The organism is Enterococcus sp. 4G2_DIV0659 (assembly GCF_002140715.2).
Lineage (GTDB): Bacteria > Bacillota > Bacilli > Lactobacillales > Enterococcaceae > Enterococcus_L > Enterococcus_L mansonii.
On the sequence record NZ_NGLE02000001.1, the window covers coordinates 3,143,730 to 3,158,899 of the forward strand.

Genomic DNA, 15,170 nt, shown 5'->3' on the forward strand with positions numbered 1-15,170 from the left:
TTATATCAAGGAATCATTGAAGTCTATCTATCCCAAACAAGTTGGTGTTCAAGTTCACCTGTTTCATCCACATTTTCTTTAACGAAACGAAAGCCTTGCTTCTGATAAAAGTGTAAAGCTCGTTGATTTTTTACATAAACAGATAAACTTAGTTGTTTATGATCTTTTTTAACTTCGGCTAAAAGTTGTTGACCAATGCCTTGGTTTTGATAGTCTGTGTGTACAAAAAGACCAGCAATATATGTTTCGATCATGCCAAGAAAGGCAACGATTTTTCCATCTTTCATATAAACATAAAGCTCTGCTTGAGGCAGTTGTTCTTTAAGTAATGACTGATTATCCAACCAATAGTTTTTTTCAATGAATGGATGCGCCTCAATTGTTGCTTCTAGCCAAATGTTTAAGAGTCTATCTAGCTCTTCACTGGTTAAGTGTGTTATTTTTTTGATCATGTTAATTATCCTTTCCTAAATAAGTGCTGAAAGAACGATTAATACACTCATCAAGTCACCTCCTAAGTAAATAAAAGCCAGTACTATTTTTTTTCTTTTTTTCTAATTAAGCTAACAATCTCGCGTTTTTCTCTAAAACTACGGATGTTGTGGTTGAACACTTCAGATATAACTAATCCTAATGCAATAGCTCCGGCAATCATAATTGCTTGAACGGACGAATAAATCGCCGTTTCATACTGTCCGATAACTAAATTTCTAACTGCTTGATAAGCTAGTCCACCTGGAACTAAGGGAACCATACCCGGAATATTAAAAATAGTCACTGGCAGTTTTAAGCTTCTCGAAAAAATAAAACTCACAGCAGCCACACTTAAGGCGCCTAATAAAGAACCCAAAGCAGCATTACCGCCAAATTGAATACTTAACCAATAAATCATCCACCCTGAAGCGCCAGATAAACCACAGGCGATGAGCGAACGTTTTGGGACATTTGTTAAGATCGCATACGCAGCGGATGCGAGAAAACTAAATGAAAATTGTACCAAAATATTTAGCATGTATAACAGACCTCCTTGATCTGAAAATGGAATAAGGAAAATACAAAGTGAAAAGGATGATAAATATGTTAACGTGTTTATGATGCCACTTTTATTGAATGAAGCCCATCTCTTCAATAAAACAATTGAAAAACAAAGGCAATGCCAAATCCAATCATACTAGATGTCATCATTGCTTCTGTTCCTCTAGAGACCCCTGAAAGATAATGCCCAGCTAATAAATCTCTTAAAGCGTTAGTAATTTGAACACCAGGTACCAAAGGCATAACACAACCAATAATAATCATGTCTTGATTTGTACCTAAACCGATTTTAGTACTTAAAAGAGCGGCGCAACCGATGAATAATGCGGCCAAAAATTCAGACAAAAATTTTATTCGTAAAATTTTAAGACTAAAATAATAAAGACTATAACCTGAACCACCGATTAGACAAGTTAAAAGAAAGTCTGACCAGACTCCGCCAAATAAAATCATGATTGTCCCACTGACAATTGCGGCGCTGACAAAACGTAACCACAAAGGGAAAAATTTGCGTTCTTGTTCCAAGTCTTTCAATTGTTGTAAAAGCTCCTCTAAGGTGAACTGCCCTGTAACGTACTCTCTGGATAGTTGATTGATTTTTGAAACTTTTTCTAAATTAATTGACCGATTCAATATTTGTACCATGCGGATTGTTGATGTTCCATCTAAGCCAACGAAAAGCCCTGTTTGGGTAACATAACTGACCAAGCGATAATCACCAGATGCTAAAGCAATACGGCTCATCGTATCTTCTACTCTGTACATTTCCGCATCACTTTCCAGCATGATTTTTCCTGCTAATAAACAAGTTTCTAAAACTTTTTCGATATCTATCGTTGTCATTTATTTTCCTCACTTTTTATTCTATCTATAAAACTTAGTATAGTTGAAAGGCGAAAGAAAAAACAGTACGGAATGCTAAAAAGAAACTTTCTTATTGTTCTTATTGAATAAATAACACCCTTAAATTTTTTGAAATAGTCCTCTTTTTTTACATCTTAACGTATAATGAAAGAACGATCGTACTATGAAGTAAGGTAGGGGGAAATAGAGTGATATTACTTGGTTCTTTGGTAAATGGGCTTGCAATTTTGTTAGGTAGTCTATTAGGGGCTGTTTTACGAAATATTTCAGAGCAGATGAAAGATACAGTAACTAAAGGCATTGGTTTAGGAGTGATTGTATTAGGGATTCAGATGTCATTAAAAACGTCCTCTTTTATTGTTGTTTTGATTAGTTTATGTATTGGTGCGATGCTGGGTGAGACTATTGGAATTGAAGAGAGGATGAATCTTTTTGGGTTAATGCTAGAAAAGAAATACGCGAAGCAAAATAGCAATTTTGCGGAAGGGTTTGTTACAGCCTCGTTGATTTTTTTAATCGGCTCAATGGGTATTATTGGTGCGATGGAAAGTGGTGCCGCACTTAATCACCAAACATTATTTACAAAAGCTGTGATGGATGGATTTATGTCTATTATGCTGAGTGCAACGCTTGGCGTTGGCGTGTTGTTTTCTGCTGTTCCAGTCTTTTTGTATCAAGGCATAATTGCTATACTCGCAAGTATGATGATGCATTACATACCTAAAGCGTTACTCGATTCATTAATGAATGAAATCAGTGCAATCGGAGGGTTGATGATTTTAGCTATCGGGTTAAATATCATAGGGATAACTAAAATAAGAGTGTCTAATTATCTTCCAGGACTTATTGTGTTGATAGGACTTATTGTTTGGCAATTTTATTTTTAACGAAAATAGTTTAGTTAGCGTAAAAAAGATGACAGATAGTTGTCATCTTTTTTGTGCTATGCTTTTCATATAAATGATAAGGAGTGGTTAAAGTGATAAAACATCTGACAAAAATGACGATCCAAGGAAAGAAAATACGCACAAATAATCAAAAAATAGAAGAAATCATTCATCTGTGGCATTTGGTTCCGCAGATGGAGCTTAATGGAGATATTTATGCGGTTTATTCAAACTATGAAAGTAACTTCTTAGGAGATTATGATTTATTAATTGGCAATGAAGAGGCAAATGACAATAGTTATTCTGTAATTAACGCAGGGAATTATATACAAATTCCAGTGGAAAAAGCAACGCCAGAAGGTGTCGGTGAAGCATGGCAAGAAATCTGGATGAATAAAGAGCTTGAAGAAAAAAGAACCTATCAAAGTGATTTTGAACATTATCGAAAAGATGGAAAGATTGTTATTTATTTGTCTGTTTAGAAAGATCGAGTTGAAAAATCTTCAGATTATTACGATAAGAGATAGAGCAAAATTGAGTTTTCATTTTGTCTCGCTCTTTTTTTGTTGCTAAAAAACTTTGGAATGAATAATTATTTAGTTATATGAGTATAAATTAATAAAAAACCATTGACTTATCTAAGTGGAACACATATAATGTGAACAATAACTACGAACAAGAATAAAGAAAAAGGCAAGAGGTGAACGGGATGAAAGTTTCTATTATTGGTGTTACAGGCTATAGCGGGCTAGAGCTATTACGATATCTTAGACATCACCCCAAGGTAGAAGTGGTTTCTATCCATAGTCACTCTGTGAATAAAAAATCACTAAAAGAAGTTGCGATACATGTACAGCAGTTGATTTCGTTGTCTTTGGAAGAAATAGATCCAAAGAAAATTATGGAAAAAGTGATCTTGTTTTTTTAGCAACACCTTCTGGTATATCTAAAGAATTAGCCGAGCCATTTATTGAGGAAAATTTTCCGATTATTGATTTATCTGGGGATTTTCGTTTGAAACAACGAGCTGAGTATGCAAAATGGTACGGGGATACTGCCCCACCTGCTGACATTTTAGAAAAATTTGATTACGGATTAGCCGAAGATCGTCAAAATCCTAAGGCAAAGTGGATCGCTAATCCAGGGTGTTATGCGACTGCAACAGAATTATCTTTGGCGCCACTATTAAAGCAAAAGAAAATCATTGTAGATTCTGTAATTGTTGACGCGAAATCAGGTGTTTCTGGAGCGGGTAAGGGATTGTCCCGAAGTACTCACTTTTCTGAAGCCCACGACAATATGATGCTATATAAAATGAATCAACACCAACATATACCAGAAATTATGCAACAATTAAGAACATGGGAACCAAAGATAAAAGCTATTCAATTTTCAACCTCTTTGATTCCTGTTACTAGAGGCATTTTTATTACATCATATGTTAAAATGCAACAGCCTATTTCTGACGAGGAATTGGTTCAAATGTACAAAATACACTATGAGACGAGTCCCTTTATTCGGATTCAAGAAGTTGGTCAGTATCCCGCACTTAAGCAAGTAGTCGGGTCGAATTACTGTGATATTGGGCTTGCCTACAACCCAGAAACGAACATAAGTACAATTGTGACAGTGATTGATAATTTGGGTAAAGGTGCAGCAGGACAGGCTATCCAAAATTTAAATATTTTTGGTGGATTTGACGAACGAACCGGATTAGATCATCTACCAATTTATCCGTAAAAATGATTGATGAAAAACATTCGCTATTGAATCAATAGCAGAGGGAGCGGCATAGATGAAGAATGTAATTGTGATAAAAATGGGCGGCATAGCCAGTGATAATTTAACAAAATCATTTTTTAAACAAATCCATGAATGGCAAAAACAGGGAAAAAAAGTTGTTATTATCCATGGAGGCGGACACTATATCTCTAAGATGATGATGCGTTTGGATGTACCAGTACTGATCCAAGACGGATTACGCGTAACAACAGAAGAAACATTGAACATTGCAAAAATGGTTTTGATTGGACAAGTTCAACCAATGATCACTACTCGTTTTCAACAAGAAAGACTTTCAGTTGTGGGATTAAATGCATCTTGCAGCCAGATTATCACAGGTGAATTCCTAAATGAAAAAGGATTAGGGGCTGTTGGAGAGGTGAAACAAATTGATGCTGAATTGTTGGAGCAATTACTGCAAGCTAAATACATTCCGATTATTGCCCCATTAGGTTTGACTGAATCTGGAGAATGGCTGAATATCAATGCAGATCATGTTGCTTGTAAAGTTGCAGAAGCACTACATGCTGAAAAACTCTATTTACTGACAGATGTTCCAGGGGTGAAGAAGGACAATCAATGGCTAACACAACTTTCTACATTTGAGATTTCAAAATTAAAACAAGCAAAAATCATATCAGGTGGCATGCTACCAAAAGTGGAAAGTGCCGTATCAGCAATCAAAGCTGGCGTCAAAGAAGTCCACATCACAAACAAAATCCAGCATACAGGTACGATGATTACATCAAAGGGGGTTCTGGTATGAGTTACTTGTTTCCAAATTACAAGCGTAAAAATATAGAATTGATATCCGGAACAAAAAATAGATTAGTTGATGAAAATGGGCAGACCTATCTTGATTTTACAAGTGGAATCGGTGTGATGAATTTAGGCTATAATGATGCTGAGCTCAATCACATTTTAGCAGAACAGGCGAATCTTTTATGGCATACACCAAACTTATATGAAAATCACTTACAAGAAAAAGTTGCCCAAAAATTAGCGAATGGGAATGACTATGTTAGTTATTTCTGCAATAGTGGTGCAGAAGCCAATGAAGCTGCAATAAAACTTGCACGCAAGGTGACTGGAAGAAGCAAAATGATCACCTTTACGAATTCTTTTCATGGTCGAACCTATGGAGCGATGAGCGCCACGGGGCAAACGAGCATTCATGAAGGGTTTCAGCCATTAGTTCCAGATTTTGTGCATGTGCCTTTTAATCAAATTCAGCCACTCAGACAAGCAATAGATACTGATACTGCTGCAGTTATGTTAGAATTAATCCAAGGTGAAGGAGGCGTGATTCCAGCAGACTCATCTTGGATTCAATCAGTAGCAGCACTTTGTCAGGAAGTTGGCGCTTTATTGATTGTCGATGAAATTCAAACGGGAATTGGACGAACTGGAACATTTTACGCATACGAACAGTACCAAATTCAGCCGGATATATTTACTTTAGCTAAAGGATTGGGCAATGGCATTCCAGTCGGTGCTATGTTGGGGAAAAAGGAATTTGCAAGTGCTTTTAGTGCCGGAAGTCATGGTTCAACATTTGGTGGAAATAAATTAGCTATGCGGGTTGCAGATCAGGTGGTTACTCGAATCAATCAGCCAGAGTTTTTAAACAATGTTCAACAGCTAAGTGAGCAACTTGTTTCAGGTTTGAAAAAAATAACTAAAAAAAGTTCACTTATTCGAGAGATTCGAGGAAAAGGATTGATGATCGGAATAGAAGTTGTCAATCAAGAGAGCTTGGAGTGGGTAATGGAATTATTAGAGGCTAATGGTTTGCTTGCTTTAAAGGCAGGTCAAACGGTTTTACGATTATTGCCGCCTTTAACACTCTCAAAGGAAGAACTCAATCAAGCGTTAATCATTTTTGAACAAGTCTTCAACCAAGGAGGAAAGCCATGATTAATTCAATGTATGGTAAAAGTATTTTGAACTTAACAGAACTAACAAAAGAAGAGCTTTTAACTATAATCGAACTAGCAATCGCCGTTAAAGCAAAACCAGAAGATTATAAAGGGATATTATCAGGAAAGATATTAGCCATGATTTTTGAAAAAAGTAGTACACGAACCCGCATGTCTTTTGAAGCAGGGATGATTCAACTTGGCGGGCAAGCGATTGTATTGGATGCCCAAAATACTCAAATGGGACGTGGAGAACCTATTAAAGATACAGCAAAAGTGATGTCTAGTTATGTGGATGGTATTATGATTCGAACTTATTCAGATCAGATGGTGGCTGAATTAGCTAAAGAAGCATCGGTTCCTGTTATAAATGGTTTAACAGATGACCATCATCCTTGTCAGATTCTTGCTGATTTTCAAACTATCTATGAAGTAAAAGGTCAATTAGACGGGGTGAAACTTGCTTACGTTGGAGATGGAAATAATATGGCGCACTCTTTTTTGATTGGTGGAAGCTTGCTTGGGATGGATATTGCAGTTGCATCTCCAAAAGTATATGAACCTAAACCTGAATTTATCGAGATTGCCAAAGAAAATGCAAAGAAGAGTGGAAGTAAAATAGATATTTTAAATGATCCTGCTGAAGCTGTAAAAGAAGCAGATGTTTTGGTTACGGATGTTTGGGCGAGTATGGGAGATGAAGCTGAACAACAGGAACGAGAAAAAGTCTTTTCCTCTTTTCAGGTTAATAATCAACTAGCTGTTCAAGCAAAAAAAGACTATCTATTTTTACATTGTTTACCTGCTCATAGAGGAGAAGAAGTCACTGAAGATATTATCGACGGAGCACATTCAGCTATTTATCAAGAAGCAGCTAATCGTCTGCATGCTCAAAAAGCATTGCTGATTAAACTATTGACAGAGTAATAATAGAAAAAAAGATGAAAGTGTTTTATTCAGAAAAAAATCTGAGTAACCCAACTTTCGTCTTATTTTACTTGTTCTTTTTAAATGCATACATTATCCATTGTTTCGAGGAATTTTGAGTGATTGGTATGAAGCCTTGGGTTGACATATACGCTTTAAAATGTTCCGGATGCTTGAATTCGGGTAAAAAATAATCGATTTTTGATGTTTCACAGGCAAATAGCACAATACCTTGTTGTTTTAAGACGTTGTAGATTTCATTTATTGCTTGATCAAAATCGTCCCAATGAAAATGTGTTTGAAAAGCTGTGATAAGGTCGAATGTTTCCGATGGGTAAGGAAGTTCGTGAACATCAATTGTTTCAAACTGAACAGGTTCGTTGATCCATCGCTTTTTTGCTTGAGTTATAGCATCTTTTGAGTGATCAATTCCTGTTACCGATAATGCGTGGGTTTGTTGTAAAAGATATACGCTCGACGCCCCGTTTCCAACGCCTATATCTAAAATATCTTGCCTCTCAGCTAAATGAATACTATTCAAAGACCATCTTACTAAAGGAAGATAAACGCTATTCCATAAGTACATCATCAAATATCCAATAAACCCTGATGGATTTTTCGATTGTTTCATTAGCACTTTAAATAAAAAGACTAATAATACAATAACAAGAGCAGTAATAACGAGAAACATAGAAAACTCCTTTAAAAATAATATTTTATTCTTAAAATTAGTATACAATAAAAAAACAGACCTTGAGGATTTTTTCAACAATTAAACAAATTTAATCTATGTTTATTCTTACTAAAAACGTTCAAATTTGCTTAATTTAAAATGAATTATTAAATTATAGAGGAAATTGTTAAGTTTTGTTTGTAGTTTTGCTTGGTTTTTAGTAGAATGAAACTGTATGAATAGATTAAAAGTGAGGTGTAGATAAATGGGTTTTACAGATGAAACTGTACGTTTTGATTTTGATGACAGTCGCAAGAAGGAAGTAAGTGAGACTCTGGCTACTGTATACAAGGCTTTAGAGGAGAAAGGATATAATCCGATTAATCAGATTGTGGGCTATTTGCTTTCTGGGGACCCGGCCTACATTCCTCGTTATCAAGACGCTCGAAATTTGATTCGTCGTCACGAACGGGATGAAATCATGGAAGAGCTTGTTAAATTTTACTTATCGAATCACGGAATTACTATTCGATGAGAGTAATGGGACTTGACGTTGGCTCAAAGACAGTCGGAATTGCTGTGAGTGATCCGTTTGGCTGGACAGCACAAGGTGTGGAAATTATTCGGATCAATGAAGAGCAAGAAGAGTTTGGTTATGAACGCTTGGCGGAGTTAGTTAAAGAATACGAAGTCACACGTTTTGTTGTCGGCCTACCAAAGAATATGAATAATTCAATTGGTCCAAGAGCAGAAGCTTCCATGGTTTACGGAAAAAAAATAGAAGAGCTGTTCAATATTCCGGTCACGTATCAAGATGAACGTTTGACTACAGTTCAAGCAGAACGGATGCTTGTAGAACAAGCAAACGCATCAAGAGCCAAAAGAAAGAAAGTAATTGATAAAGTAGCTGCTGTCATGATTTTGCAAAATTATTTAGACGGCGCTGGCAATAAAATTTAAGCGACTTGTAAAAACAAGTGACAATAAAAGGAGAGCAAGACAATGGCAGAAGAGCACAATCATGATCATGAAGGACATGAACATATCACTTTAGTTGACGAACAAGGAAATGAAACGTTATACGAAATTTTATTAACAGTGGATGGACAAGAAGAATTCGGTAAAAACTACGTTCTTCTTTATCCAGCTGGTGTTCCAGAAGAAGAAGATGTGGAATTACAAGCCTATGCTTACATCGAAAATGATGAAGGTACAGAAGGCGAATTACAACAAATTGAAACAGATGCTGAATGGGATATGATTGAAGAAGTTTTCAATACATTCATGGCGGAAGAAGAAGAATAGAGCTAAAAAGTGAGCTAAGCCCTTGATACATAAGGACTTAGCTTTTTCTGTTAATTCAGTGAATGCTATTTTGAATGCCATTCGTTAAAAATTTAAGTGTTTTACTAGTTTCTCAACTGTTTTTTTTTGATTATTGCAACATAAACACCTAGAAAAGGAATATCAAATTTATTTAGCTAAAGTGCTATAGACGGTTTACGAATACACACGGATGAATAACTAGTCTACAGCTTGTAGATATTTAATTGATATTTGGATGTCCTGAACCTGTGAAGTCACGCTTATGCAGTGTTTTTTATATTGGGAGATTTATGACTGGATAATGAAAGTTTTTATAGTCTTATGTACTTTATACTAACGTTGTAAGATCTTACAAAAACAAATGTTAGGAGGTAATAACAAATGGCAAAAACAATTGGAGAAGTAAGGAGCTTTCTTGACAGCCTCGTTGGTAAAGTAACTGTTGATAAATCTGATTCTGGGCTAAATGGACAGTGCGTGAGTTTAATTAAGAATTTACTTGAATTTGTTGGCGCACCAAATCCATATGCTGCACGAGGAAATGCAAAAGATATTCCAAACACGTATGTTTCTCAAGGAATTGCAAAAGTTGGCGCTGGCACCCTCAACATAGCTGTTAGCAGAAATGGTGGTGGCGGCTATGGGCACGTATGGGTAAAAATTGGTTCTGATAGCTGGCAAGCAAACTGGAATGGCTTTGCTGTTAAGAAGAATGTTGGGGAAGTCTCTATTACAGATATTTTAAATCTAGACCAATGGATTTCAACCAGTAATACACCAAGTCCTGGAGGGAAAGCAACTACTTTAGGCACTAAAGGTGAAGCATTAATCAAAAAATTTGAAGGATGTAGACTTACAGCTTATGACCTTGGTGATGGAATGATTACCATCGGATGGGGACATGCGGAACCAAAAGGGCAAACAAGTTTAGTTCCAGGGGTAACGACATGGTCTCAAGCTAAAGCAGACGAACAGTTCAAAAAAGATATGGTAGCCTACGTAAATGCAGTGAATAACTATTTTATTCGTTCTTTTAACCAAAATCAGTTCGATGCAATGGCAAGTTTTACCTATAATTGCGGTACTGGAGTCTTTGCAAGAGATAATTGGGATAAGAATGCTTCCGATAGTTATATTACGGAATCAATAGCTAATTATATTAATAAGGGAACACAATTTGAAGAGGGCTTAAGAAGACGTCGTCAAGAGGAAATTAATCTATTTAACACACCAGTAAGTGGTGACGAGGATAATAAGCTAAATACAGAGGAGGAAGAAGAAATGATAAAATTAACAGTTATAGACGGTATCTATAAGGGAACTAAAGGTTTTCTTTACAATGGACGATTTATTGTCGGTGGAAATACAGGTGATTATAATATCATTTACAACAAATTAAAATTGATGGAATCAATAGGGAAGATTAAACCAATTTATGAAGATATTAATAGTACGGAATATGAAAAGCTTATTAATGTTTTTCCATCCTATAGGAATTCAAAATAATTGGTTTTACTTATTTCAGGGATAAGTTGTTATCTTTTATAGTTGGATGACAATTTTGGTTAGATGTACGGATTGTATTTGATAATATATGAAATCTAGGTATAGATTAGTTTTGCTGGAGGTATCGATTTGTTCAATAACAAAGTGTGGGGCATAGATAAAGAGTAAATCTTGAGTAATTGGGAGTTTCCCTCCTTCTTTTTGATTTAATTATCCTATTGGATGTGGTCTAAGGTGTTTAGATTATTTCTAGTCATTTTGAAATGTTACCTGTCTGATAGAGAAGTGATGAAAATTTATGTTTTATAGTAAATACTATATTGATTTATTCTTACTCTTGGTATGATTGAATAAAGAGGAGTGGCTCAATGATGGGAACAGTGTATAGTAATTTGGTTAAGAAAAAATTTGAAAATAAAGTTTAGAAAAAATAATAATGATATGGAACAGAAACAATTAAAATTATTTTAGATAAGCAATCCTTATCAAGGCAGAGAAGAAGCCGAAGTAGTTAAACTTGAAGAAGACGAACAGACGCCTTATATTGAAGTCCCAACTTTTGAAACAGCGATTTCAATTAAAATAGAAGTGTTGCTAAAAATAAACTGGAAATGAAAGAGCGGATACGTGGAAATTTAAAAAGCGAAAATCTTTTTCGTGCAATCAAAAATCATGGCCATTTTAAAGAAGTTCATATTCGAGCAATGCCTACACAGTAAAAAACATATAAACGATTAGTTGAGGTATCAAGAGAGCAGCCTGAGTTTATTAAAAATGATCTATCTGGAACAATCATCGGCTTTTTCACTCCCAAGTTATTTCAAGAGGAGAGCTACTGATTTTCACTTACATTTTATTGACGATTAACATTCATTTGGTGGACATTTGCTGGATTTTGTCATGGAATCAGGTGTTTTAGCTATCGAACCTATGGATTCATCGTTGTATCATGTCCCATAAAATGATGAAAGGTTTATTCATACAGCGATTGATTATGCAGAATTAGACAAAGAAATACAGGAAGCTGAGTAAAAAATACCTAAGTCAACGAGAAAACTGACTTAGGTGTTTTTTTATAATTTAGCAGCGATTTTTTTAGCTTTTTCAGTATTGGCAAAATGAAGTTTTACATATTTGCTCAACAGTTCCATTCCGCCTTTCGCTAAAACTTTAGCGGCAACTTTATCAGAAGTTGTTCCTGCGCCAGAAGGGACTTTCATTCCCAATTCGAGCGATTCTTTATCAAGTTCTTCTAGAAATGCAGCGCGACTGACAATAGATGCGGCAGCAACGGCTACGTGATACTGTTCGCCTTTGGTAATGAAATAGAGTTTTTCATTTACTTGATTTTTTTCACTTCTTACATATTTTCTATAATTGCCTTCTGGTGTAAATTGATCAATTAAAATTGCTTCAGGTTTTGTTGGCGCAATTTCATTCAATAATAGATGGATCGCTTGATTATGCAGAGCAACTTTCATATGAACGGCATTGTATTTTGGTTGAATCGCATTGTATTTTTCTGGTTCTACAATCAATAGTTTATGAGGAATCAGTTCTTTAATAACGCTTGAGAGTTGGATGATCTGAGGATCAGTTAGTTCTTTGGAATCCTTAACACCAAGTGCTTTAAGTTTGGCTACCATAGCTTTGTCTACATAAGCAGCACAAACCGTGACTGGACCAAAATAACTACCGTTCCCAACTTCGTCGCTACCTAAAACGGAAAGTTGACTGAAATTAGCTGGCAGTGGGCTTGTTTTTTTGGTGGAAGTAGTGTTATTTCCTTTAGATTGAATGGAGTTTCCCCATTTAGCAGCAGCAATTTCCGCATCTGGTCCTTGGAACATGACTTTTCCAGAAGAATAGGCTGTAATAGTCGTATTTCCAACTTTTGCAATAAATTCGGTATAGGGAACCTTCTTATTTAAACGATTTTTTTCGTAAAAAGTATGCATTTTTTGCATGATATCTTTTGTGACTTTGATTACTTGGGTTTGTGACATAATGGTACTCCTTTCAAATCTTCTAATCTATAGTAAAACAAAAGAGAGGAAAAGGAAAGGGCGGTTCATGTTTGAAGAGAAATTTCAGGAGATTGGTGCTCTAATAGTGGATAAGATTGAGGTGGTTTAATTGAAACGATCCTTCGGTTTCATTCATAAAAATATAGGTTTTGTTAGATGAGAATGATATACTCGAATTAGGGTTGTGAGAACGTTTGTTATTTTACTTATATCAGATAGTAGATTTACTAAGCTTTTTTTTTAATAAAATTAGCATAAGAGAGCAGTGTTATTGTTAATTTATGGTATATGAACAGTGTTTAATTTACTGTTTTTATATAGGATGTTAAAAGGAGAGGGAAAATGAAAAAAGAAGAAGTAAAAAGAGGTTGGAGAATTATTCTAACAATGCTTTATGGTTTGCTGTCGGCGGCTATTTCATTAGGTATTCCATTGGGGATTGGGCTCGTGATCTTTGGGCGCAGTGGTATGAATGAGACAGTGGTAGATGTGACCAATATGTTGACGGGAATTATAGGAACACCACTGATGATATTATTGACAAAGCGCTATTATCAAAAACACTACTCAACGTCACTCGAGACGTTTGATTTTTTTGAAAGAGGTAGTATAAGAAAAATAGGATTTGGCTTTTTCCTGGGTGTTTTGATGATGATTGTTTTGTTTGGAATAGTATGTTTGTTAGGTGCTAGTGTAGAATATAAAGGCTTCGATATTAAGTGGTTTTCTACCATATCAGGTATTTTAACGTTCATTGGCATGGCTGTAGTTGAAGAATGTATTTTTAGAGGATTGCTGCCAGAAGCATTTTCTACGTTTGGAAACAAGGCAGCACTTATAATTCCAGCTGGTTTATTTGTTGCTATGCACATGGATTTATGGAGTAATCCAGATATATTGAGAATGATTGATTTATTTGTTGTGGGGATTCTTTTTATGACTATTCTTAAGCAGACAAAAAGTTTGGTTTTTGTAAGTGCATTTCATGCAGCGAATAATATTACGGTTATGATTCTTGGAATTGAAATGGATGATGGAATCTTAAAAACAAGCTACAATCAGCAGTTATTCGGATTATCTGCAGATCAACTTTTAGCAATGTGTTCAATTAGCATTAGTCTTGCTGTGATAATCGGTCTTTATTTTAGAAAAAAACATATACGCATTGTTTAGCTATGCAAGTAGAGAATTATTAAAATTGCTAGAAGAATGGTAGTTAGTTTTTCAGAGAAATACGGTGATGAATAAGCTTGGCATCTGTCAGCTGATTAGCCTAAGTTTGAGTTTTTAGAAGAACTGTGTTAAAATGTGGTATAAGTAATGATACTAGTTTGAGTGAGCGGATTTCTGCTCACTCTTTTTAATGGAGTAACATAGAAAAAGCCTGACGAGAAGCTGAGTTGCTCCGCTTTTCAATGATCTAGCTACTTGAACCTGACTTTCGGTAATTAACAGAAAAAAATTGTGATAAAAAGCATCACACTGTTTTTCTTTATAATTACTCAAGTCAAGACGGTTCACTTCGCTTTTCTATGATCTAGCTGCTTGAACCAGCACTTCGGAAAAAAGATAATTATTGCTGTCGGCAAAAAGCACCGAAAACAATAATTCCTATTTTTCTGTCAGTGCTGAACGGTCCACTCCGCTTTTCTAATTAAACTAGTACGTTACATAAATCTCGAAGGAGGCGAAAATTTTGAGTAGTGTTGTGGAAACTGTTACCGAGTTAGTCACGCCAATCTTAGAAAAACAAAATTTTGAACTTGTAGAAGTAGAGTTTGTCAAGGAAGGAAAAAATTGGTTTCTCCGTGTTTTTATTGATAAAGAAAATGGCATCGATATTGAGGAGTGCGCCTTTGTCAGTGAACAACTAAGTGAAAAACTTGATGCTATGAATCCTGATCCGATTCCGCAAGCGTACTTTCTGGAAGTGTCCTCTCCGGGAGCTGAACGTCCGTTGAAGAAAGAAAACGACTATGAACAAGCAGTAGGACAATATATTCATGTGTCACTATATCAAGCAGTTGATGGTGAAAAACAATTTGAAGGTACCTTAAAAACATTGGAAAAAGATCAATTGACCTTGACAGTCAAAATTAAAACAAGAGTCAAAGACTATACATTTGAACGAAAAAATATCGCAAAAGCTCGTTTAGCAATTCAGTTTTAAATAATAAAAACAATCACGGTAGGGGGAACCTGCACCGTACACCTTTCATTTAAA

16 protein-coding genes and 2 pseudogenes are annotated in these 15,170 nt (G+C 35.4%); 13 read left to right on the forward strand and 5 right to left on the reverse strand.

The window, feature by feature from the left end:
• Positions 1–23 precede the first annotated feature (23 nt).
• From A5880_RS14730 to A5880_RS14740, 3 genes are all read right to left on the reverse strand, one after another.
• A complete protein-coding gene (locus A5880_RS14730) occupies positions 24–452 on the reverse strand; it encodes an N-acetyltransferase (RefSeq protein WP_086329812.1) in 429 nt (142 codons plus the stop codon).
• Positions 453–535: 83 nt separating this feature from the next.
• On the reverse strand, positions 536–1,012 hold the full coding sequence (locus tag A5880_RS14735) for a threonine/serine exporter family protein (protein ID WP_086329813.1): 477 nt from the start codon (positions 1,010–1,012) through the stop codon (positions 536–538).
• A 113-nt stretch (positions 1,013–1,125) separates the two neighbouring features.
• Positions 1,126–1,878, reverse strand: a complete 753-nt coding sequence (locus A5880_RS14740; RefSeq protein WP_086329815.1) for a threonine/serine exporter family protein — start codon at positions 1,876–1,878, stop codon at positions 1,126–1,128.
• A 209-nt stretch (positions 1,879–2,087) separates the two neighbouring features.
• Here A5880_RS14740 and A5880_RS14745 point away from each other — a divergent pair, with 209 nt between their 5' ends.
• The 6 genes and pseudogenes from A5880_RS14745 (at position 2,088) to argF (ending at position 7,414) form a co-directional block, all read left to right on the forward strand.
• Positions 2,088–2,786: a DUF554 domain-containing protein gene (locus A5880_RS14745; RefSeq protein ID WP_086329817.1), complete on the forward strand. Its 699-nt coding sequence runs from the start codon at positions 2,088–2,090 to the stop codon at positions 2,784–2,786.
• A gap of 92 nt (positions 2,787–2,878) precedes the next feature.
• Positions 2,879–3,268: a GyrI-like domain-containing protein gene (locus tag A5880_RS14750; RefSeq protein WP_086329818.1), complete on the forward strand. Its 390-nt coding sequence runs from the start codon at positions 2,879–2,881 to the stop codon at positions 3,266–3,268.
• 227 nt (positions 3,269–3,495) lie between these two features.
• Positions 3,496–4,526: pseudogene (gene argC / locus A5880_RS14755) on the forward strand (N-acetyl-gamma-glutamyl-phosphate reductase).
• 55 nt (positions 4,527–4,581) lie between these two features.
• Positions 4,582–5,334, forward strand: a complete 753-nt coding sequence (gene argB, locus A5880_RS14760) for an acetylglutamate kinase (RefSeq protein WP_086329822.1) — start codon at positions 4,582–4,584, stop codon at positions 5,332–5,334.
• The gene (locus tag A5880_RS14765; RefSeq protein WP_086329824.1) at positions 5,331–6,485 is read left to right on the forward strand and encodes an acetylornithine transaminase; all 1,155 of its coding nucleotides are present in this window, start codon (positions 5,331–5,333) and stop codon (positions 6,483–6,485) included. Before argB ends, A5880_RS14765 begins: the two co-directional genes overlap by 4 nt.
• Positions 6,482–7,414, forward strand: a complete 933-nt coding sequence (gene argF, locus A5880_RS14770; RefSeq protein ID WP_086329826.1) for an ornithine carbamoyltransferase — start codon at positions 6,482–6,484, stop codon at positions 7,412–7,414. The genes A5880_RS14765 and argF overlap by 4 nt, the downstream gene beginning before the upstream one ends.
• Positions 7,415–7,481: 67 nt before the next feature.
• Here the strand turns inward: argF and A5880_RS14775 are convergent, their stop codons facing one another.
• Complete coding sequence (locus tag A5880_RS14775; protein ID WP_086329827.1) at positions 7,482–8,105, reverse strand: class I SAM-dependent methyltransferase; 624 nt, start codon at positions 8,103–8,105, stop codon at positions 7,482–7,484.
• Between the two features lie 247 nt (positions 8,106–8,352).
• Between A5880_RS14775 and A5880_RS14780 the strand changes: the two genes are divergently transcribed.
• From A5880_RS14780 to A5880_RS14800, 5 genes and pseudogenes are all read left to right on the forward strand, one after another.
• Complete coding sequence (locus A5880_RS14780) at positions 8,353–8,622, forward strand: IreB family regulatory phosphoprotein (RefSeq protein WP_086329829.1); 270 nt, start codon at positions 8,353–8,355, stop codon at positions 8,620–8,622.
• Positions 8,619–9,047 carry a Holliday junction resolvase RuvX gene (ruvX, locus tag A5880_RS14785; protein WP_086329831.1) on the forward strand — a complete coding sequence of 143 codons (429 nt, stop codon included), beginning with the start codon at positions 8,619–8,621 and terminating at the stop codon, positions 9,045–9,047. Before A5880_RS14780 ends, ruvX begins: the two co-directional genes overlap by 4 nt.
• A 42-nt stretch (positions 9,048–9,089) precedes the next feature.
• Positions 9,090–9,392 carry a DUF1292 domain-containing protein gene (locus A5880_RS14790; protein ID WP_086329832.1) on the forward strand — a complete coding sequence of 101 codons (303 nt, stop codon included), beginning with the start codon at positions 9,090–9,092 and terminating at the stop codon, positions 9,390–9,392.
• Between the two features lie 402 nt (positions 9,393–9,794).
• On the forward strand, positions 9,795–10,919 hold the full coding sequence (locus tag A5880_RS14795) for a lysozyme (RefSeq protein WP_086329833.1): 1,125 nt from the start codon (positions 9,795–9,797) through the stop codon (positions 10,917–10,919).
• 611 nt (positions 10,920–11,530) lie between these two features.
• Positions 11,531–11,758 (forward strand): annotated as a pseudogene (locus A5880_RS14800) (acetolactate decarboxylase).
• A 234-nt stretch (positions 11,759–11,992) separates the two neighbouring features.
• On the opposite strand, the gene rnhC reads toward A5880_RS14800, so the two are convergent.
• Positions 11,993–12,925 (reverse strand): ribonuclease HIII, encoded by a 933-nt coding sequence (gene rnhC, locus A5880_RS14805; RefSeq protein WP_086329835.1) that lies wholly within the window; start codon positions 12,923–12,925, stop codon positions 11,993–11,995.
• A 363-nt stretch (positions 12,926–13,288) separates the two neighbouring features.
• Between rnhC and A5880_RS14810 the strand changes: the two genes are divergently transcribed.
• Both A5880_RS14810 and rimP read left to right on the forward strand, forming a co-directional pair.
• Positions 13,289–14,119 (forward strand): CPBP family intramembrane glutamic endopeptidase, encoded by an 831-nt coding sequence (locus tag A5880_RS14810; protein ID WP_086329836.1) that lies wholly within the window; start codon positions 13,289–13,291, stop codon positions 14,117–14,119.
• 523 nt (positions 14,120–14,642) lie between these two features.
• Entirely contained in the window at positions 14,643–15,116 is a 474-nt protein-coding gene (rimP, locus tag A5880_RS14815; RefSeq protein ID WP_086329838.1) for a ribosome maturation factor RimP, read from the forward strand.
• Positions 15,117–15,170 lie beyond the last annotated feature (54 nt).